We start from the raw sequence: 18906 nt of genomic DNA on the forward strand, positions 1-18906 counted from the left end.
TAGGAATAACCGCCGGAAGTCCGTATAATGCGCAGCCACATTCGTTTCAAGCCGGAGATCTCAATATGCGTCCAGCAGGCCGTAGCGCTAATCAGGTGCGTCCCGTAACCCTGACCCGTAACTATACAAAACACGCTGAAGGCTCGGTGCTGGTCGAATTTGGAGATACCAAAGTGCTGTGCACGGCATCCATCGAAGAAGGCGTACCGCGCTTTTTGAAAGGGCAGGGCCAGGGGTGGATCACCGCAGAATATGGCATGTTGCCACGCGCTACGCATACTCGTAACGCGCGTGAAGCGGCGAAAGGCAAGCAGGGCGGCCGCACGATGGAAATCCAGCGTCTGATCGCCCGCGCGCTGCGCGCTGCTGTCGATCTTAAAACGCTTGGCGAGTTTACTATCACTCTGGATTGCGATGTGATCCAGGCGGACGGCGGTACGCGTACTGCATCTATCTCCGGGGCTTGTGTTGCGCTGGCCGATGCGCTGAACAAGCTGGTCGCGAACGGTAAGCTGAAAACCAACCCGATGAAAGGGATGGTGGCTGCGGTTTCCGTCGGCATCGTGAATGGTGAAGCGCTCTGCGATCTGGAGTACATTGAAGACTCCGCGGCTGAAACCGATATGAACGTGGTAATGACCGAAGACGGTCGAATTATTGAAGTGCAGGGAACGGCAGAAGGCGAGCCGTTCAGTCACGAAGAACTCCTTACCTTGTTGGCATTAGCCCGAGGGGGAATCGAATCCATTGTAGCGACGCAGAAAGCGGCGTTAGAAAATTGATTTTAAGGCGACCAGCGAGTCGCCTTTTTTTTGTCTGTAATAAAGTGAAATGAGGAGCGAATCCATGAAACCGTATCAGCGCCAGTTTATTGAGTTTGCGCTTAACAAGCAGGTACTAAAGTTTGGCGAATTTACGCTGAAATCCGGGCGCAAAAGCCCCTATTTCTTCAACGCCGGGCTGTTTAATACCGGGCGCGATCTGGCTCTGCTGGGACGTTTTTATGCCGAAGCGTTGGTGGATTCGGGTATCGATTTCGATCTGCTGTTTGGTCCGGCCTATAAAGGTATTCCGATTGCGACGACCACCGCTGTGGCACTGGCGGAACACCATGACAAAGACCTGCCGTACTGCTTTAACCGTAAAGAAGCCAAAGACCACGGTGAAGGCGGAAGTCTGGTCGGGAGCCCATTACAGGGACGCGTGATGCTGGTGGATGATGTGATCACTGCGGGTACTGCAATTCGTGAATCGATGGAGATTATTCAGGCGAATGGCGCAAGTCTGGCGGGGGTGCTGATTTCTTTGGATCGTCAGGAGCGTGGCCGTGGCGAGATTTCCGCAATTCAGGAAGTGGAACGCGATTACGGGTGTCAGGTGATCTCGATTATCACGCTGAAAGACCTGATTGCGTATCTGGAAGAAAAACCAGAGATGGCGGAACATCTGGCGGCAGTGCGCGCGTATCGGGAAGCGTACGGGGTTTAAGTGAATTGCCCGGCGGCGTAGCGCTTACCGGGCCTGTAAGGTCGGATAAGGCATCGCCGCCATCCGGCTACGCTGTTACTGCAATTGCGCAGCAACCAACGGCCAGCGGGCGTCGAAATCGTCCGTTGGGCGGTATTTGAACTCGCTGCGTACAAAGCGGGACAACATCCCTTCACAAAACGCCAGCAACTGACTTGCCAGCAGGGTTTCATCCGTGGCGTACCCTTCGCCTTCGCGCATTCTTTTTTCCCGCAGAACCTGACGCAGCTGCGCTTCAATGCGCTCAAACAGCTGGTTAATCCGTCCTTGCAGGCGATCTTGTTCAAACATTAACGCATGACCGGTGAGGATACGCGTCAGGCCTGGGTTGCGTTCGCCGAAGCCCAGAATCAACAACACAATTAAACGCAGACGCGCGCTGGTGTCTTTCTCATCTTTTAAGATCAGATTGATACGGGTAATCAGACTGTCTTCGATAAACTCAATCAGACTATCGAACATGCGAGTCTTACTGGGAAAATGGCGATACAGCGCCGCTTCAGAAACGCCGACGGAGGCTGCCAGTTTCGCTGTTGTGATGCGTTGGCTTCCATCGCTGGATTCCAGCATCAGCGCCAGAGACTGAAGTATTTCTTCGCGACGATTCCTTTTCGCAGTTTGTTTTTCTGCCATGTTACAAAATACCCCTGAAAATAAGCACTTGCCAGGCGAGCATCCACACTATGACCGCAAACTCAGCGTTTGCGGCGATGTTATGTCGTTATCAGGATGCGTAAATGTCTTACTTGCGACCAGAATGGCCGAAGCCGCCTTCACCACGGTCGGTGGCTTCAAACTCTTCCACCAGATTAAATTCGGCCTGTACAACCGGTACGAAAACCATCTGAGCAATACGTTCGCCTGGCTCAATGGTAAAGCTGTCCTGGCCACGGTTCCAGATGGAAACCATTAACTGACCCTGATAGTCAGAGTCGATCAGGCCGACCAGATTGCCGAGCACAATACCATGCTTATGGCCCAGGCCGGAACGTGGCAGCATTACCGCCGCCAGAGACGGATCGGCAATATGAATCGCCAGACCGGTCGGCACCAGCGTTGTTGCGCCAGGCGCCAGTTCTACGGCGTCATCGAGACAGGCGCGCAGGTCAAGTCCGGCGGAGCCGGAGGTGGCATAAGTTGGAAGCGGAAATTGCTGCCCAACGCGCGGGTCCAGAATCTTAACGTCGATTTTTTTCATCATAACGGGTCACGATCTCGTCGAGTAATAATTGGCCCAGGAGCGCTTTCCGTTCGAGCGGTAAGGCTTTATCTCCATCCTGCCAGAAAAGGTGTAATGCGTTGCTGTCGCTATTAAATCCTTGAGTTGAAAGCGAAACATCGTTCGCGCAGATCAGATCAAGGTTTTTGCGGATACGTTTTTGCCGGGCGTATTCTTCCACATTATTTGTTTCCGCGGCAAACCCAACGACATAAGGACGCTTGTCTTTGAGTGCGGCGACCCCGGCGACAATATCAGGGTTCTTGACCATTTTTACTGTTAATTCATCGCCCTGCGTCGCCTGTTTTTTAATTTTTTCGCTGGCGACGGCGGCTGCACGGTAGTCAGCAACCGCAGCACAGCCGATGAAAATATGCTGCTTCTGAACTGCCGCCTGGACTGCCGCTTCCATTTCCAGCGCGGTCATCACATCAATGCGCTGAACAAAAGGTGGCGTGGGCAGCGCAACGGGGCCGGAAACCAGCGTAACGTTGGCGCCGCGTCGTGCGGCGGCGGCGGCAATGGCAAATCCCATCTTACCGGAGCTGTGGTTAGAGATATAACGCACCGGATCGAGCGGCTCGCGCGTCGGGCCCGCCGTAATCATGATGTTGAGATGTTGCAGATCGTTGACAGGGGAGAAATGCGCTGCCGTCATATCCACAATGGTCAACGGGTCGAGCATGCGTCCAGGCCCCACGTCTCCACACGCCTGGCTGCCGCTGTCCGGCCCCCAGATGAGCATTCCGCGTGACGCGAGTACATCCAGATTATGTTGCGTGGCGGCGGCGCGATACATTTGCTGGTTCATGGCCGGAAGTACGGCAATCGGGGCGGGTGTCGCCAGACAAATCGTTGAAACCAGATCGTTGGCCATACCGGCAGCGACGCGAGCGATCAGATCTGCCGTGGCTGGCGCAAGGATAACTAAATCCGCCCATTTCCCCAGCTCAATATGGCCCATCGCGGCTTCTGCGGCAGGGTCAAGCAGACTGTCAGAGACGGGATAACCCGACACCGCCTGTAGGCTCAGGGGCGTGATAAAGGCTTTTGCCGCTTCGGTCATCGCCACGCGGACGTCGGCGCCGCGTTCGCGTAAACGACGCACCAGTTCAGGGGCTTTATAGGCAGCAATGCCGCCGCTCACGCCGAGAACGATTTTTTTGCCAGCCAGGCTCATCATGATCTTTCCTGTTGGATTGCACCAGAAGGCGGACATTTTATCACAATCCTGAATCCCGTCGTGCAGTTGCCCGTAATTCACTTTGCGAGGCGCTACGCAGGAGTGAAATACGGGCGTCGATTCACCCCAGGAGCTATGCCACCATGAGGCGTGCTTAAGGAGGTGAACGTATGGATGCGCCGGAACGTTTAATGCCCCGGGAAAAAATGTTGAAGTCAGGAATTGGTTCGCTGACGGATGTTGAACTGCTGGCGCTCTTTTTACGTACAGGAGTGCCAGGAAAAGATGTGATGGCTCTGGCGCATGAAACGCTGCACAACGCAGTGGGTCGCTCTATGGGTTGCTGTCTGCGGATTTCGCGCAATTTCGCGGTACAGGTATCGGTATCGCTAAGTATGCGCAGCTTAAGGGGATTGCCGAACTGGCAAGGCGCTATTACAAGGCGCGCATGATGAAGGAAAATGCGTTGTTGAGCCCGGAAATGACGCGTGAGTTTCTGCAAAGCCAGTTGACGGGGGAAGAGCGGGAGATCTTCCTGGTGATCTTTCTGGATGCCCGGCACCGGGTGATTAAACACAGCCGTCTTTTTTCCGGCACGCTGAATCATGTCGAGGTGCATCCGCGCGAGATTATCCGCGAGGCGATAAAATTAAATGCTTCTGCGGTGATCCTTGCGCATAATCACCCCTCGGGGTGTGCAGAACCGAGCAAAGCGGATAAACTCATCACCGAACGTGTCGTAAAATGTTGTCAGTTCATGGATATACGAGTACTGGATCACCTTGTGATTGGGCGCGGAGAGTACGTTTCTTTTGCCGAACGTGGTTGGATTTAGAACACTTCGCGCGATCCATCGGGATCTTTGTCTGTTCGGGACTTGAGCACATCGCTTACACAGCGTATACTACGCCACCTTTGAGAATCTCGGGTTTGGCATTTGGGCCTGGCAATCGAGAGTTCACAATGAACTGCGATAACCAGGCTGAGAAGCCTGACGAGGCGCCAATACCCCATACGAAGCTCGAGCTAATTTGATTTTTGGAGAATAGACATGTCCCGAGTCTGCCAAGTTACTGGCAAGCGTCCGGTGACCGGTAACAACCGTTCCCACGCACTGAACGCGACTAAACGCCGTTTCCTGCCTAACCTGCACTCTCACCGTTTCTGGGTTGAGAGCGAGAAGCGTTTTGTCACCCTGCGTGTATCTGCTAAAGGTATGCGTGTAATTGATAAGAAAGGCATCGAAACAGTTCTGTCCGAACTGCGTGCCCGTGGCGAAAAGTACTAAGTACTTAGAGGAAATAAATCATGGCTAAAGGTATTCGTGAGAAAATCAAGCTGGTTTCTTCTGCTGGTACTGGTCACTTCTATACCACCACGAAGAACAAACGTACTAAGCCGGAAAAACTGGAACTGAAAAAGTTCGATCCAGTTGTCCGTCAGCACGTTATCTACAAAGAAGCGAAAATCAAATAATTCTCGCTTTGATGTAGAGAAAAACCTCGCTTCGGCGGGGTTTTTTGTTTTCTGGCCGTCCCCATATTAATGAGACCTGAAACAGAGCCGGAGACGTTATGCCTGAATTACCTGAAGTTGAAACCAGCCGCCGCGGCATTGAACCGCATCTGGTTGGGGCAACCATTCTGCATGCCAATGTGCGCAATGGACGTCTGCGCTGGCCGGTATCGGAAGAGATCTACCGCCTGAGCGATAAACCCGTACTCAGCGTTCAACGCCGCGCGAAATATTTGCTGCTGGAGTTACCGGATGGCTGGATCATCATTCATCTGGGAATGTCGGGCAGTTTGCGTATCCTTCCTGAAGAACTTCCCGCTGAAAAACATGACCACGTTGATCTGGTGATGAGCAATGGCAAAGTCCTGCGCTACACCGATCCTCGCCGCTTTGGCGCCTGGCTGTGGACGAAAGAGCTGGAAGGGCATAACGTGCTGGCGCATCTCGGCCCGGAGCCGCTGAGCGACGATTTTAACGGGGCCTATTTGCAGCAGAAATGTGCGAAGAAGAAAACGGCAATTAAACCCTGGCTGATGGATAACAAACTGGTGGTGGGCGTGGGAAATATCTACGCCAGCGAGTCGTTGTTTGCGGCAGGCATCCATCCTGACCGTCTGGCGTCGTCATTATCGCAGGCTGAGTGTGAGCTGCTGGCCCGCGTGATTAAGGCCGTTTTACTGCGTTCCATCGAGCAGGGGGGTACAACGTTGAAAGATTTTCTGCAAAGCGACGGTAAGCCGGGCTATTTTGCTCAGGAGTTGCAGGTTTACGGACGTAAAGGGGAACCGTGCCGGGTTTGCGGTACGCCGATCGTTGCAACTAAACACGCGCAACGGGCGACGTTCTACTGCCGTCAGTGTCAGAAATAAGATGGATTGCAGGCCGGATAACGCGCTGACGCGCCATCCGGCAAAAGCGTTTTACTTCAGCTTATCCATCAAGGCCTGATGAACGTTCTCCGGTAAGAAGTGGGTAACGTCGCCCTGATGGCGCGCCACTTCTTTTACCAGCGAAGAAGAGATAAAAGACCACTCTTTTGAAGGCATCAGGAAGACGCTTTCAAGCTGCGGCATTAAATGGCGATTCATGTGCGCCAGCTGCATTTCATATTCAAAATCAGCCACGGCGCGCAGGCCGCGAATCAAAATATTGGCCTGCTGAATGCGTGCGAAGTTGGCCATTAAATCGCTGAATCCCATGACTTCCACGTTGCCGAGGTGCGCCGTCGCCTGTTGCGCCAGCGCTACACGCTCTTCAAGGGTAAACATCGGTTTTTTGCTGGGGCTGGCGGCAATGGCGAGGATAACGTGATCGAACATCTGCGTCGCGCGCGTCACGATATCAATATGGCCGTTGGTGATCGGATCGAAGGTTCCTGGGTAAATCGCCCGTTTTTGCATGACAGCCCTCAATGCGTTTTCGGTGGCAGGTAAGGTTCCAGCAGTTGTAACAGACGTTGTAGCGCACCCTGGTTTTGGTACAGCACTTCAACGGCGTGTCGACCGTAGAAATTACGATAATCCGCGTCGGTCAGTAAAGACGAAACCTCTTTTACCAGCGTTGTGGCATCGGTTACGGTAATCAGCCCGCTTGCTTGCTCCAGTCGGGCGCAAATATCTTTGAAGTTAAAGGTATGAGGGCCCATCAATACCGGTATTGCGTGTGCGGCAGCTTCCAGCGGGTTATGTCCTCCGCGTTCAACCAACGAACCGCCGACAAATGCGAGGTCCGCAATACCATACAGTAGCATTAATTCGCCCATTGTATCGCCAATAACAACCTGGGTACTGGCGGACGGCACCTCTCCTGAGGAACGCGTGGTATAGCTGAGCCCTGCCTGGCGCACGAGGTTAATCGCATCCGGGAACCGCTCTGGATGGCGAGGAACCAGAATCAGCAGCAGGTTAGGGAATTGATGCAGCAATGCCTGATGGGCGGCGATAACAATACTCTCTTCGCCGTCATGCGTACTGGTGGCGATCCACACCGGGCGGTGCGGCGCCCACTGGCGACGCAGCGTAACTGCTTTTGCAGCAAGCTGCGGCGTCACGGAAATATCAAATTTCAGACTGCCGGTGACGGTGAGCTGGTTATTTTTCGCACCCAACGCGATAAAACGCGCGCCATCTTCTTCATTTTGCGCCGCGATTAGCGTAATGCGGCGCAGCAGTCTGCGAACAAATTTCCCCAGCTTTGTATATCCAGCAGCCGACCGGGCGGAAAGGCGCGCGTTGGCGATAACCAACGGAATATGACGTTTATGCAGCGCGGCAATCAGGTTCGGCCAGAGCTCGGTTTCCATAATCAACACCAGTTTAGGGTCAACTTTATTCAGGAAACGGTTGAGCGCATCGGGCAAATCATAAGGAAGATAGACGTGCTGAACATCGCTGCCGAATGCGGACTGTACGCGCTCTGAGCCGGTAGGCGTCATGGTGGTGACGGTAATCGGCAAATCAGGATAACGGTGTCGCAGGGCGCGAACTAAAGGAATTGCCGCCAGTGTTTCACCCACAGAGACGGAATGCAGCATGATCCCGCCAGGTTTAAGCGGATGACGGTAAAAACCGTAACGTTCGCCCCAGCGTTTACGGTAGGCTGGCGCTTTACGTCCACGCACCCAAAGCCGTATCCAGATCAAGGGCTGAATAAGGTAGAGAAGGGCGGTGTAAAGCAATTCGAGCATAGTAAATAGCTGACTGATGGATGTGCTGGGGATTCTATGTATTTAGCCTGGGCTTTACCATCATTTTTATCCTTGTTGCACTAAAACACCTGAATTGACAATACATTATTTGCGGTAGGTGTTTTTCTCCAGATACATCAAAACAGGCTGTTAACGCCGAATAACGCGTGAAATCGTACTCTGTCCTTCAATAGTAATGGTTTACATCTTATTGTTTTGAAATTAAAAATTAACTTTTTGCTTAAAAAACATTCATTTCGGTTCGGGAGCTAATCAATGGTATACTACTGCGCAAATTCAGGCAGCCATCAGCCTTCAGGGCGCCGGGAATATGGAGGGTAATCTTTGTTTGCAGACAAAGATTACGGCGCTTTTACCTGCCAGGCCTGGGATGTTTGGCGACGTAACGCGGATATTATTGCATGACCATTGCTTTTTGTTTGTACAAATATTTTCCCTATGGCGGGTTGCAGCGTGATTTCCTGCGAATAGCGCATACGGTTGCGGCGCGTGGCCATCATGTTCAGGTATTGACTCAACAGTGGCAGGGCGAACGTCCCTCCGACCTTGAAATTATCCTTGTTCCGGTGACTGCCAGAACTAATCATGGAAAAAATGAGCAGTATTATCAGTGGGTTCAGAGTTACCTGAGCCAACATCCCGTCGATCGCGTCGTTGGGTTTAATAAAATGCCCGGGCTTGATGTCTATTATGCGGCAGATGTGTGCTACGCGGAAAAAGTCGCCCGTGAAAAGGGGTTCTTTTATAAGCTGACCAGTCGTTATAAGCACTATGCAGCTTTTGAAAAAGCGACCTTCCAGCAAGGTGCTCATACCGAGCTTTTGATGTTAACAAATAAGCAAATCGGTGACTTTAAGCATCATTATCATACTGAGGATCGCCGTTTTCATATTTTGCCGCCAGGGATATACCCGGACAGGAAATACAGCCAGCAACCTGAAAACAGCAGACAGATTGTCAGAGAAAAAAATGGCATTGGGTTAGATCAGTTCCTGCTTTTACAGGTAGGTTCGGATTTTAAACGCAAAGGGGTACCAAGAACGTTACTGGCGGTAGCTTCTTTACCTGAAGCAATACGTCAACGTACGCGATTGATGGTTGTCGGGCAAGACAAGGCCGACCGGTATCAGGCCCAGGCGCGTCAATTAGGGATTGAGAAGCAGGTGCAGTTTTTTTCAGGGCGCGATGATATTTCAGCGCTGATGTCTGCTGCTGATTTACTGCTTCATCCTGCCGTTCAGGAAGCGGCCGGAATCGTATTATTAGAGGCGATTGTCGCCGGGCTACCCGTGCTGACCACCGAAGTTTGTGGATATGCGCACTATATCAATGCTGCGCAGTGTGGCGTTGTTATACCGGAGCCTTTTGCACAGGAAGTCCTGAATGCTTCCCTCTGCGATGCGCTGGAGAAAGGTGAGCAGCGAAGTGAATGGGCAAGTCATGCAAGACACTTTGCCGATACAGAAGATCTCTACAGTCTGGCTGATAAAGCGGCTGATATCATTTTAGGTTTTGAGAATGATTGAATTAAAAGAGCCATTCACTACGCAGTGGCAAGGTAAAGATCCGTTTGTCGAAGTAACGAAACTGGACGGAGAGGTTTTCCGCGCTCTGGAGACCCGGAGGACGCTGCGTTTTGAGATGATGGGTAAAGGGTATTTCCTGAAATACCATCACGGAACCACGCTGAAAGAAGTGCTAAAAAACCTCATTTCCTTGCGTATGCCCGTTCTTGGCGCGGATCGCGAGTGGCTGGCTATTCACCGTCTGCAATCACTGAATGTTGATACCATGACCGGCGTCGCGTTTGGGCAAAAAGGGTTTAATCCGTTGCAGCGGACATCGTTTATCATCACGGAAGATCTCTCGCCGGCAATAAGCCTTGAAGACTTTTGCGCCAGGTGGAGTGAAGAACGTCCTGACCTCACCTTAAAACGAACCATTATCACCCGACTGGCGGAGATGGTGGGGAAAATGCATCGTGGTGGGGTGAATCATCGGGATTGTTATATTTGCCATTTTTTACTACAGCAACCATTACCGGCTGATGTGGCTGATATAAAACTTTCCGTGATTGATCTGCATCGCGCGCAAATTCGTCGCCGGGTGCCGCGTCGCTGGCGTGATAAGGATCTGATTGGACTCTATTTCTCCTCACTCGAAATTGGCCTGACCTCGAGAGATATTTATCGTTTTTTACGCGTTTATTTCTCGATGCCACTGCGTGAAATTCTTCGCAAGGAAGCCAGTTTGCTTGAGCAAGCGGCGGCGAAAGCACAAAAAATCAAACAAAGAACGATAAGAAAAGCGTTATAAAATCACATACAGGGTTTGAGGTGATCTCATCATGAACATTGATTTTGAAAACGTAATAATTCAAAAAAAGGTTATCGACAACGCTACACACCAGAAAAGCAAAAAGCTGAATATTGCATATGGTGTAGATCGAAATTTTTTATTTGGCTCTGGAATTTCAATGACATCAGTGTTGGTGAACAACCCTGATATTGATATCCATTTCTATGTTGTGACGGACTATGTTGATGATGAGTACCTGGAAAGCGTGGAACGACTCACGCAAATGTATGGTACAACGGTAACGGTCTTAGTTTTCGATAATGAGGCGTTTCGCAAGTTGCCGAGTACTAAAGCATGGACCTATGCGATGTACTATCGCTATTTTGCGTTCGAGTATTTAAGTCGTGAACTGGATTCTGTGCTGTATCTGGATGCCGATATCGTTTGTAAAAATTCGCTGCGGGAACTGACGGATATTCATTTTGCCGGAGAATATGCGGCTGTTGTTAATGATATTGATCGAGTACGTTTAAAATCCGGGCAGAGACTGGGTATTCCTGAGTTAGCTCGTGACTATTTTAATTCAGGGGTGGTATTCGCTAATCTCCATGTCTGGAGAGAAAAAAAACTGTTATCCAAAGCCTTTGAAGTTTTGCATGAGCGTCAGAAAGAACTGCTTTATTTTGACCAGGATATCCTGAATATCTTATTTGTTGGGCATGTGATCCTGCTGAGGCGTGATTTTAATTGTATTTATGGCGTAGACCAGGAACTGAAGAATAAAAATGAATATCGTTATCAGGACTTTATCACTGAGAGTACGGTATTAATTCATTATGTCGGCGTGACAAAACCGTGGCATACGTGGGCTAACTATCCGGTTTCTAAGTACTTTATTGAGGCTTATAAAAAATCGGCATGGGCCGAAAAATCGTTACTCAATGCAAATACGGCAAAATTATATAAGCGTAAGTCACGCCATGAAAGGATACAGCGAAAATATATTCGTTCTATATTTAGCCATATAATGTATATTAAAAATAAGCTACACGGCGCTAAAGTGCATTGAGTGGCTTGTTGAAAATAAATTTAAATAGGTGTAGTGAATGATTTTTGATTGCCATCAGTCTATAAAAAAGATACTTGATTTTAATCAAGCACCAGCCGGGGAGAGTCCACAGCTCAATATCGCCTGGGGTGTTGATAAAAACTTCATGTTTGGCGCCGCGATTTCGATGACATCAGTGTTGATACATAATAAAGACATCAATATCCATTTCCATCTTTTTACTGATTATGTGGATGATGATTATCAACAGAAAATAAGTATGCTGGCGCAGCAATTCTCTACTAACATCTCAATATATGTTATGGATGCCGAGGGGCTAAAGGTATTGCCCAGCGGTAATGCCTGGTCTCATGCGATGTATTTCCGTTTTATCGCATTTGAATATTTAGGTGAAAAAGTTGATTCACTCCTGTACATTGATGCAGACGTGATATGCAAAGGCTCACTTGTTGAATTGAGTCATCTCAACCTTGATGAGCATGTTGCTGCGGTAGTAAGGGACGTCGATGATAGTCCTGCCAGAGATATTGAGAAAAATAGTGATTATTTTAACTCTGGTGTGATCTATGCGAATCTTAAAAAGTGGAAAGAGCAGAACTTTATTGGTGCTGCATTTGATATCCTCCTGGATAAAAATCAGAAACTCTCTTTCCCCGATCAGGATGTTTTAAATATTCTTTTCTTAAATAAGGTGATCTTTTTACCGCGTATCTACAATGCGATATATGGTATAAAACAAGAGTTAAAAAGCAAAGATATATCACGCTATAAAGAATATATAACGGCGGATACCATTCTTATTCACTATATTGGGGTAACTAAACCCTGGAATTCCTGGGCAAATTATCCGTCTGCACAGTATTTTGTGGAGGCATGGAAGGCTTCACCATGGGCGAATGTGCCGTTGTTGCCTGCCAGAACGCCAAAGCAGTATAAGAAGAAGTCACGTCATGAAAGGCTACAGGGTAAATATATTGCTTCAATTATCAGCTACATAGGCTATCTGGCCGAAAAAGTCAAAGGTAAGTAAAAAAGCTCCCCTCGGGGAGCTTTTTTTTAATGAATCTTGGTTTTGAGGTACTTTGCGTACCATTTTATGGCGGTAAAATAATTTCCTTTTTTTGCCGCCTGACGGGAGTACACCCGATAATCGGTAGGTCTCATACGAGGGGCATAAGAGCGTAACTCTGCATTCCGCCAGGGCGTGAAATGGTGGTAGAAAACATAAAGCTGTTGCGACAGTCCCGTATGTTCTTTATACTACGGCTTTCTTCCGCCCGTAAAATGAATGATTCTTGGCAGCGTGTCACTGTGATAGAAGAAATTTTCTTTCTGTTCGTCAGTAAACCAGTTAAACAGGAAATTCCAGCGGTTATCAATAAACGTAATATTGCCGTTCATTGCAATGTTGAGTGCGTCCTGATCAAAGTAAGGCAATGATTTTCCTTGCTCAAATAACACGGTATTTGCTTTATGTTCAATGTCATGCTTAATCCAGTTCGCGACATTAATATAAAGGAAACCAGCGTTAAAATAGTGATCGATGCTCAGCCCTAATCGCCGGGCGTGTTTATTATCATGAATGTTGAGAGAGTCATGGCTGACGGCGCAAACAACATTATCAATATCAACGCTGTTAATCTCACTGAGTGAGTCAAAGCATAGCGTATCGGCATCAAGATAGATAAAATGTTCTACTTTGTCTTTAAGTAAACGGGGCACAGCCAGACGCATATAAGTTGAGCGATTGAGATGTTTTATCGCAAAATCATTGTTATATTTTTCAATATCAGCCTTATCGATCGTGATAACCTGAATTTTATTACTGGTCGACTGTAGCTTCGCAATGTCTTCATCACTGACATCATAGACAAAGACAAAAAATGCAAGAGATTGCTCAGGGTTATTCATTATGACAGACATAATGGATACGGCAACATACTCCAGATAATTAGCATCTGTGCAGTAGGCAATATTAATTACGTTAGTTTTGTTATCCATTTACGCTGTCTCATTTCCTTCAACCGGGTTGCTATCATGGAGCACAGTGTCGATAGCGTCAATAACTGCGTGTTCTGGTATCCAGGTCAGGTATTTCCGGGATCTGTCCAGTTCTGCCCGGGTCGGCATTGGATGATAATCGCCTGCCCAGATCAGCGCAGCTTTATCTGACCAGGGTTTCCACTGTTGATAATTTGTGGCGCCAAACAAACATACCTGCGGCGTACCTAATGCGGCTGCCATATGCATGGGGGCGGAGTCCACGCCGATATACAGTATTGCATGATCGATTAACGCCGCCAGTTGCAGGAAGGTCGTTTTACCTGCCACCGTCAGGTCTGGTGGTGATTGACACAGTCCGGCGATACGCGCTACCTGCTGCTGTTCTTGTACTGCGGGCCCACAGGTCAGGTAAACATGCAGACCGCGTTGCTGCAAATAATCTATGACATGCGCAAATTTCTCGTCATCCCAGCACTTAAAAGACTGTCTTGCAGTGGGTTGAATCACAACGTATTTTTGCGTGGAAAGCGCGGGGAGTTGGGTCAGCAAATATTGATAGTCACTCTCGCGATAGCAGAGCAACATCTCTTTTTTGAGCTCGCTTTCACTAAAGTCGAGGCCTTTTAGAATGGATAAGTTTTGCTCAACAATATGAGTTCCGGTTGTTGGTGTGACTTTTGTAAAAAGGCAATTCCACTGCTTCTTGTCCCTTTTAAAGGCAATAGAGGGGCGGCGTAGGGAAGCGATAAGTGCGCCAATAGGCCATTGCTCGGTTAAGTTGATAATAAGGTCATAGTGGTTTTTTTTCAGCTGGCGGCGTACCGATATATAATTTTTAATGGTTTCCAGCAGACCTTTCTTTTTTTCAATAAGGTAAAAGTTGTTGATTCTCTCATCAGCAGCCAAAATTGCCCTGGTGTCTTTATAAAGAAGAAGATCAATTTTTGCGTGTGGATAACGTGCCTGGATACTGGCAATAACAGGGGTAATGAGCAGAACATCGCCATAAAACTTAAGCTTGCAAATAAGAATTCTTTCTACTTTATCAAACATATTAACTTTCCTTGCTAACAAATAACATTTTGCAAGCGTTTATGGCTTTAAATCGTATTTTTGAAATAAAACGATCAATGTGTGGGTACTTCATTTTATAAATAACTTTTCTTTTAACGATGCTTGTATCACAGCATGTTAGTGCATCTTGAATGTCACTGATCATATCTTCTTCGTAGCGATAATAACCTTTCTTCTTGCGCAGCAATTTGCGTCCTTCAAGAAAGCAGTTAATGATCATTAATGTGGCTACAGTTCGTTTTTCATCATTTTCTTTTATATAGTCACACATTTTACGCATGGCGAAGAAAATATATTGTGCATCATTTTCAAGAATATTCTCGGTAATGCTCCGATCGTTTATTCGATAATAATATAGCTTGTTATCTATTTTTAAGATCTTATGGCATTTAAAGTATTGAAATGGACAAAAAATAATGTCCTCATAACGATGATGTTCTTCAAAGCGGTCTTGCCCAATAATGTCACGGCGAAAGAATTTTGTTACAAGGTGCCATTGACCCGCACGGAAAGTGGGTAATAACTGCGTTAAATTTTCATCAGTTAACGTGATTTCACACTGTTTTACTGCATCCGGCTTATCTTTTTGGCATTGATAGAGATTATTAATGTCACGGGTTAAGTTGAATTCAACGATATCATATTTCTCTTCTCTTAATTTAGGGAGAAGAACCGAAAAATAATCCGGGCTAATAATGTCATCGCTGTCAACAAAGCCAATATACTTCCCTGTCGCATGTGAAAGCCCGACGTTGCGGGCAATCGCAACACCATGATTTTCCTGGTAGATGTATTTCACGTTGTTGCAATGATGTTCGCGATAAAACGCATTTATGCGTTCTTCAGTCAAATCCGTTGAGCCATCATTAATAATGATTACTTCTACCTCATTAGTGATGCCCTGATGTAAAGACGTCAGCGTATCCGTAATGAATTCGGCATTGTTGTATGCCGGTATAATAATGCTCAGCAAATAATCTGAAGCGTTAATCATGGCATAACTCTCTCATCGTGCCTGGTGTCAGCATCATCGCCGCGCATAATGCCAGCATACTGCTCAGAGTTTCACCTTTGGCGTATAATAATAAGTCGCTTAAACCATAGATAACTATAGCACTGGAAATGATGAATAACAGAGGGCTACGTTGTGTATAAGCTTTTAAAAACATCGCCAGATACAAAAAGAGCAGAGCGATGACGCCAGAAATCCCTTTAAGAGAAAAAGTATCAATGAATTCGTTATGCAAATGGATGTCGACGAACCCAAGTGCTCCTCTTAACGAGGTATCCTGTCGGGCAAAATCCCGCATTCCAGCATCGCGTTGTTCAAGTGATTGGCCCCAGTAGTGGTTTTTTCCAGCATCAATACCCGCTCGTTGCATCGCGAGTCGGGCGCCAATCGAGGTATTACTGTTATTCTTACTGTAAGAATGCATATCGGTTACGAAGCTGTTATAGCGCTTTTCAATCACCGATTTTAAAGGGATTGCTGCCAGCCCCGCGAGAACAATAAAGGCCAGTAACGTACGCAGCAAAACGGTGCGGTTATGCCGATAGTGTAAGAAAAATAGCCCTATGCTCAGAACCGGATAGACCAGAATGGCGGCGCGGGTTTGCGTTATAGTGATAACCGCCAGTGATACCAAAAAGTGTAATAAATAGAGCAGGATTGTATGCTTCAGCCGCAAGTTGATGATGGCCTGTGACGCGAGCAATGCGACAAACGTCAACGCATAAGCCGCTCCTGTCGGATGTTCAAAACCCAGTTCGACACGGTAGTTAAGCGGATCTGGTGAGGTGAGGAGTTGATAACCCGCAAAAAGATACAAACCAACAGCCGTCGCAATCACCCAGTAGCGGGTTATACGATCTTTCATCGCACATGCGATTGGCGATTGCAGGGCTGTGACAATCAGTGCGGCAAAGATCATCACTTTACCGCCGTTCTGGTATGAGCGATAAGCGCCAGTAAAGGATGAGCCTGGTTCTTTAAAGATCTCAACCCAAATAATTTGTACTAAACCGAAGAGCAGCAGCATCACGGGTAACAGCAGGTTTTTCTTATCACTCAGAAGTGACTTGCTGTGTTTACCGATAATCGGTAGCGACAGAACCGCACATGCAATAAAAACTTTTAAAGCTTCGTCTGGATTGATCAGCAGCATCGCCAGGGTCGTCAGGCACCCGGCATAAAATAAAAAATAGATAACGTTAAACGGATTATTTTGCGTGCTGCGGATAAAGCGAGAAAACGTGTGTCCACGAAGCATGATTAATCTCTTTAAAAGTTATAGCAAATTAAAATCAAGCAATGATACTTTGATGGCATCCGCACCCAGAGTTGACATCTTCCCTGAATGACTCTTTTGTGCGCACTGATTCTTCCCATATCCCCCAATCAGTCCCGGATCGGTCGGGCCATACAGCGTGATATTAGGTCGATCAAGGGCGGCGGTTAAATGGCTAAGCCCGGTATCAACGGACACTACAAATTTTGCCCCTGCCAACTCGCGTGCGACCTCTTCCAGACTCATTCGTGGTAAAACATCCACATAATCAAATCCTTCCGCTAATCTTTTTGCCCGTGCTTCTTCATGGGGCGCACCCCAGGGCAGCTTAATGCGTACACCCGCATCACGCAGTTGGCCGATCAGATCTCGCCAGTTTGCTTCCGGCCAGTGCTTATCGTCTCGGGTGGTCGCGTGTAAAAATACCGCATATTGCCCTGCGTCTGCATTCAGATTGCTCAGGAAATGTTGCGCAATCGCATAATCGCCCTGGGACTGTGGCTTGCTGTACCCCAGGCTTTTGGCGAACAGCTCGCGGGTGCGTTCAACGGCATGCTGCGCTTTAGCGATGTGATGCTTTTGGTTGTAAAACAGGCTGGCCAGGGGCTCCCGGGCCGTACTCCAGTCCATGCCGTGCTTTACGCCGCGTCCCAGTCTTGTGACCAGCGCCGCGCTTTTTACCAGCCCCTGGGCATCAATAATCGCATCGTATTGCTGTGCCTGTACGGCATCGCGAAAGGCTTTACGTTCAGCTTTGATGGGCGCGGAAAACCAGGCCTTACGCCAACGGCGAATAGCGACGGGAATCACGCGATCGACAGCATCGTGCCAGGATGGAATTTGCGCGAATCCTTCTTCTACCACCCAATCAAACTGAATACCCGGGATGACTTGCTGTGCGTCAGTCAGTGCGGGCAATGTGTGTAACACATCCCCCATTGATGATGTTTTGACTATCAGAACCCGCATCCGTCAGGCTTCCTCTTGTAATAACAGACTATTGAGTTCTTCCAGGACACGCGTCGGCGTGATGTCAATCAGGCTTTGATGATACCCCTCCGCAGCATCCCCTTTGCGCACCTTGTGATAACCCGTAATCAGACGGATAACCCGCGCTTTATGCGAAAGTGGGGGAGTAAAGTCCGGGCTGCTGGGGCCGTACAGCGCGACCAGCGGACGGTTCAGCGCAGCGGCGACATGCATTAAACCAGAGTCATTCGTGACAACGGCTTTGCAGGCGGATAGAAGGATAACAGCTTGTTCCAGCTGCGTTTCTCCCGCCAGGTTGCGGCACCAGACCTGCTGCTCAGTATTCAGTGTAGCCAGAATTTCATTTCCGGCGTCATGATCTTTTGCTGAGCCAAACAAGACGATCTGGTGGCCTTCATCGATGAGCTGCTTTGCCAGTTCCGCATAGTGATAATGCGGCCAGCGTTTCGCCGGGCCAAATTCCGCGCCGGGGCAAAAACCGATCATCGGACGTTCAGCGGAAAGAGAAAATTCGTTGCAGATGAGGGACTTTTCGCCCTCGCTCACCTGTAGCTGCGGCCATAACAGAGGCTGCGGCAGATCCTGGGCAGTACGCATAACGCCTTTGTCGTAGGCCAGTGCCACATAGCGTTCCACCATTAATGGCCAGGCCTCTTTATCTAACACGCGCGCGTCGTTGAGCAGGCCGTAGCGCATCTCGCCGCGCCAGCCGGTGCGATGCGGAATGCCGGCAAAGAAAGGAACGAGTGCGGATTTAAACGAATTCGGCAGAACATAGGCGCGGTCATAGCGCTTTTCACGCAGACGATGACCGAGCTTGCGCCGCTCGCCAATTTCCAGCGCCCCGTGGCCAAGCGGCATGGGGATCGCGTCGTTGACCTCCGGCATACGCGACAATAACGGGCGGCACCACGCGGGCGCCATCACGTCGATTATCGCCTGGGGATAGCGCGCCTTGAGCGTGCGATAGAGACTTTGCGACATCATCATGTCGCCTACCCAGGACGGACCAATCACCAGTATTTTCATGTT

General features: G+C 48.7%; 21 protein-coding genes and 1 pseudogene. 10 read left to right on the plus strand and 12 right to left on the minus strand.

Annotated features, from left to right (window positions below):
- Nucleotides 1-65: 65 nt before the first annotated feature.
- Nucleotides 66-782, plus strand: coding sequence for a ribonuclease PH (gene rph, locus OGW17_RS12095; RefSeq protein ID WP_071259174.1), 717 nt, complete (start codon nucleotides 66-68; stop codon nucleotides 780-782).
- 64 nt (nucleotides 783-846) lie between these two features.
- Nucleotides 847-1488, plus strand: coding sequence for an orotate phosphoribosyltransferase (gene pyrE, locus OGW17_RS12100; protein ID WP_024131063.1), 642 nt, complete (start codon nucleotides 847-849; stop codon nucleotides 1486-1488).
- Nucleotides 1489-1563: 75 nt separating this feature from the next.
- Here the strand turns inward: pyrE and slmA are convergent, their stop codons facing one another.
- The 3 genes from slmA to coaBC form a co-directional block, all read right to left on the minus strand.
- Entirely contained in the window at nucleotides 1564-2160 is a 597-nt protein-coding gene (slmA, locus tag OGW17_RS12105) for a nucleoid occlusion factor SlmA (protein ID WP_012135776.1), read from the minus strand.
- A gap of 109 nt (nucleotides 2161-2269) precedes the next feature.
- Nucleotides 2270-2728, minus strand: coding sequence for a dUTP diphosphatase (gene dut, locus OGW17_RS12110; protein ID WP_006687626.1), 459 nt, complete (start codon nucleotides 2726-2728; stop codon nucleotides 2270-2272).
- Nucleotides 2706-3926 carry a bifunctional phosphopantothenoylcysteine decarboxylase/phosphopantothenate--cysteine ligase CoaBC gene (coaBC, locus tag OGW17_RS12115; protein ID WP_114647614.1) on the minus strand — a complete coding sequence of 407 codons (1221 nt, stop codon included), beginning with the start codon at nucleotides 3924-3926 and terminating at the stop codon, nucleotides 2706-2708. The genes dut and coaBC overlap by 23 nt, the downstream gene beginning before the upstream one ends.
- Nucleotides 3927-4099: 173 nt before the next feature.
- Here coaBC and radC point away from each other — a divergent pair.
- The 4 genes and pseudogenes from radC to mutM all read left to right on the plus strand — a co-directional run bounded on the left by radC (nucleotide 4100) and on the right by mutM (nucleotide 6313).
- Nucleotides 4100-4764, plus strand: a pseudogene (gene radC / locus OGW17_RS12120) (RadC family protein).
- 216 nt (nucleotides 4765-4980) lie between these two features.
- Nucleotides 4981-5217: a 50S ribosomal protein L28 gene (gene rpmB, locus OGW17_RS12125; RefSeq protein ID WP_003024071.1), complete on the plus strand. Its 237-nt coding sequence runs from the start codon at nucleotides 4981-4983 to the stop codon at nucleotides 5215-5217.
- 20 nt (nucleotides 5218-5237) lie between these two features.
- Complete coding sequence (rpmG, locus tag OGW17_RS12130; protein WP_001051798.1) at nucleotides 5238-5405, plus strand: 50S ribosomal protein L33; 168 nt, start codon at nucleotides 5238-5240, stop codon at nucleotides 5403-5405.
- 98 nt (nucleotides 5406-5503) lie between these two features.
- Nucleotides 5504-6313: a bifunctional DNA-formamidopyrimidine glycosylase/DNA-(apurinic or apyrimidinic site) lyase gene (mutM, locus tag OGW17_RS12135; protein WP_071259180.1), complete on the plus strand. Its 810-nt coding sequence runs from the start codon at nucleotides 5504-5506 to the stop codon at nucleotides 6311-6313.
- Between the two features lie 51 nt (nucleotides 6314-6364).
- Here the strand turns inward: mutM and coaD are convergent, their stop codons facing one another.
- Nucleotides 6365-6844 carry a pantetheine-phosphate adenylyltransferase gene (gene coaD / locus OGW17_RS12140; RefSeq protein WP_012135771.1) on the minus strand — a complete coding sequence of 160 codons (480 nt, stop codon included), beginning with the start codon at nucleotides 6842-6844 and terminating at the stop codon, nucleotides 6365-6367.
- Between the two features lie 8 nt (nucleotides 6845-6852).
- The gene (waaA, locus tag OGW17_RS12145; RefSeq protein ID WP_012135770.1) at nucleotides 6853-8130 is read right to left on the minus strand and encodes a lipid IV(A) 3-deoxy-D-manno-octulosonic acid transferase; all 1278 of its coding nucleotides are present in this window, start codon (nucleotides 8128-8130) and stop codon (nucleotides 6853-6855) included.
- Nucleotides 8131-8552: 422 nt separating this feature from the next.
- Between waaA and OGW17_RS12150 the strand changes: the two genes are divergently transcribed.
- Genes OGW17_RS12150 through OGW17_RS12165 form a run of 4 tightly spaced genes read left to right on the plus strand, consistent with a single transcriptional unit; the run spans nucleotide 8553 to nucleotide 12548 of the window.
- Nucleotides 8553-9677, plus strand: a complete 1125-nt coding sequence (locus tag OGW17_RS12150) for a glycosyltransferase family 4 protein (RefSeq protein WP_047460257.1) — start codon at nucleotides 8553-8555, stop codon at nucleotides 9675-9677.
- On the plus strand, nucleotides 9670-10467 hold the full coding sequence (gene rfaP / locus OGW17_RS12155; RefSeq protein WP_071259183.1) for a lipopolysaccharide core heptose(I) kinase RfaP: 798 nt from the start codon (nucleotides 9670-9672) through the stop codon (nucleotides 10465-10467). Before OGW17_RS12150 ends, rfaP begins: the two co-directional genes overlap by 8 nt.
- A gap of 31 nt (nucleotides 10468-10498) precedes the next feature.
- Nucleotides 10499-11518 (plus strand): glycosyltransferase family 8 protein, encoded by a 1020-nt coding sequence (locus OGW17_RS12160; RefSeq protein WP_012135766.1) that lies wholly within the window; start codon nucleotides 10499-10501, stop codon nucleotides 11516-11518.
- Nucleotides 11519-11555: 37 nt separating this feature from the next.
- A complete protein-coding gene (locus OGW17_RS12165; RefSeq protein WP_047460263.1) occupies nucleotides 11556-12548 on the plus strand; it encodes a glycosyltransferase family 8 protein in 993 nt (330 codons plus the stop codon).
- A 26-nt stretch (nucleotides 12549-12574) separates the two neighbouring features.
- Here OGW17_RS12165 and OGW17_RS12170 read toward each other — a convergent pair whose 3' ends face one another.
- Genes OGW17_RS12170 through rfaF form a run of 7 tightly spaced genes read right to left on the minus strand, consistent with a single transcriptional unit; the run spans nucleotide 12575 to nucleotide 18903 of the window.
- Complete coding sequence (locus OGW17_RS12170) at nucleotides 12575-12760, minus strand: glycosyltransferase family 8 C-terminal domain-containing protein (protein ID WP_286452244.1); 186 nt, start codon at nucleotides 12758-12760, stop codon at nucleotides 12575-12577.
- An 18-nt stretch (nucleotides 12761-12778) separates the two neighbouring features.
- The gene (locus OGW17_RS12175; protein ID WP_286452210.1) at nucleotides 12779-13519 is read right to left on the minus strand and encodes a glycosyltransferase family 8 protein; all 741 of its coding nucleotides are present in this window, start codon (nucleotides 13517-13519) and stop codon (nucleotides 12779-12781) included.
- Nucleotides 13520-14575: a lipopolysaccharide core heptosyltransferase RfaQ gene (gene rfaQ, locus OGW17_RS12180; RefSeq protein ID WP_071259188.1), complete on the minus strand. Its 1056-nt coding sequence runs from the start codon at nucleotides 14573-14575 to the stop codon at nucleotides 13520-13522.
- Between the two features lies 1 nt (nucleotide 14576).
- On the minus strand, nucleotides 14577-15590 hold the full coding sequence (locus OGW17_RS12185) for a glycosyltransferase family 2 protein (protein WP_071259190.1): 1014 nt from the start codon (nucleotides 15588-15590) through the stop codon (nucleotides 14577-14579).
- The gene (locus tag OGW17_RS12190; protein ID WP_175479751.1) at nucleotides 15583-16866 is read right to left on the minus strand and encodes an O-antigen ligase family protein; all 1284 of its coding nucleotides are present in this window, start codon (nucleotides 16864-16866) and stop codon (nucleotides 15583-15585) included. The genes OGW17_RS12185 and OGW17_RS12190 overlap by 8 nt, the downstream gene beginning before the upstream one ends.
- 18 nt (nucleotides 16867-16884) lie before the next feature.
- Entirely contained in the window at nucleotides 16885-17853 is a 969-nt protein-coding gene (gene rfaC, locus OGW17_RS12195; protein WP_071259192.1) for a lipopolysaccharide heptosyltransferase RfaC, read from the minus strand.
- A gap of 3 nt (nucleotides 17854-17856) precedes the next feature.
- Entirely contained in the window at nucleotides 17857-18903 is a 1047-nt protein-coding gene (gene rfaF, locus OGW17_RS12200) for an ADP-heptose--LPS heptosyltransferase RfaF (RefSeq protein ID WP_012135759.1), read from the minus strand.
- Between the last annotated feature and the right edge of the window lie 3 nt (nucleotides 18904-18906).

The sequence above is a fragment of the Citrobacter sp. CK181 genome, assembly GCF_030333595.1.
GTDB lineage: Bacteria > Pseudomonadota > Gammaproteobacteria > Enterobacterales > Enterobacteriaceae > Citrobacter_B > Citrobacter_B koseri.

What these genes read in the sequence shown, in the direction of transcription:
- rpmB (WP_003024071.1), top strand. Translation starts at nt 4,981, where the DNA reads ATGTCCCGAGTCTGCCAAGTTACTGGCAAGCGTCCGGTGACCGGTAAC.
- pyrE (WP_024131063.1), top strand. Translation starts at nt 847, where the DNA reads ATGAAACCGTATCAGCGCCAGTTTATTGAGTTTGCGCTTAACAAGCAG.
- rfaP (WP_071259183.1), top strand. Translation starts at nt 9,670, where the DNA reads ATGATTGAATTAAAAGAGCCATTCACTACGCAGTGGCAAGGTAAAGAT.
- coaBC (WP_114647614.1), bottom strand. Translation starts at nt 3,926, where the DNA reads ATGAGCCTGGCTGGCAAAAAAATCGTTCTCGGCGTGAGCGGCGGCATT.
- rph (WP_071259174.1), top strand. Translation starts at nt 66, where the DNA reads ATGCGTCCAGCAGGCCGTAGCGCTAATCAGGTGCGTCCCGTAACCCTG.
- OGW17_RS12160 (WP_012135766.1), top strand. Translation starts at nt 10,499, where the DNA reads ATGAACATTGATTTTGAAAACGTAATAATTCAAAAAAAGGTTATCGAC.
- rpmG (WP_001051798.1), top strand. Translation starts at nt 5,238, where the DNA reads ATGGCTAAAGGTATTCGTGAGAAAATCAAGCTGGTTTCTTCTGCTGGT.
- dut (WP_006687626.1), bottom strand. Translation starts at nt 2,728, where the DNA reads ATGATGAAAAAAATCGACGTTAAGATTCTGGACCCGCGCGTTGGGCAG.
- OGW17_RS12185 (WP_071259190.1), bottom strand. Translation starts at nt 15,590, where the DNA reads ATGATTAACGCTTCAGATTATTTGCTGAGCATTATTATACCGGCATAC.
- rfaF (WP_012135759.1), bottom strand. Translation starts at nt 18,903, where the DNA reads ATGAAAATACTGGTGATTGGTCCGTCCTGGGTAGGCGACATGATGATG.
- waaA (WP_012135770.1), bottom strand. Translation starts at nt 8,130, where the DNA reads ATGCTCGAATTGCTTTACACCGCCCTTCTCTACCTTATTCAGCCCTTG.
- rfaQ (WP_071259188.1), bottom strand. Translation starts at nt 14,575, where the DNA reads ATGTTTGATAAAGTAGAAAGAATTCTTATTTGCAAGCTTAAGTTTTAT.
- slmA (WP_012135776.1), bottom strand. Translation starts at nt 2,160, where the DNA reads ATGGCAGAAAAACAAACTGCGAAAAGGAATCGTCGCGAAGAAATACTT.
- mutM (WP_071259180.1), top strand. Translation starts at nt 5,504, where the DNA reads ATGCCTGAATTACCTGAAGTTGAAACCAGCCGCCGCGGCATTGAACCG.
- rfaC (WP_071259192.1), bottom strand. Translation starts at nt 17,853, where the DNA reads ATGCGGGTTCTGATAGTCAAAACATCATCAATGGGGGATGTGTTACAC.
- OGW17_RS12190 (WP_175479751.1), bottom strand. Translation starts at nt 16,866, where the DNA reads ATGCTTCGTGGACACACGTTTTCTCGCTTTATCCGCAGCACGCAAAAT.
- OGW17_RS12175 (WP_286452210.1), bottom strand. Translation starts at nt 13,519, where the DNA reads ATGGATAACAAAACTAACGTAATTAATATTGCCTACTGCACAGATGCT.
- OGW17_RS12165 (WP_047460263.1), top strand. Translation starts at nt 11,556, where the DNA reads ATGATTTTTGATTGCCATCAGTCTATAAAAAAGATACTTGATTTTAAT.
- coaD (WP_012135771.1), bottom strand. Translation starts at nt 6,844, where the DNA reads ATGCAAAAACGGGCGATTTACCCAGGAACCTTCGATCCGATCACCAAC.
- OGW17_RS12150 (WP_047460257.1), top strand. Translation starts at nt 8,553, where the DNA reads ATGACCATTGCTTTTTGTTTGTACAAATATTTTCCCTATGGCGGGTTG.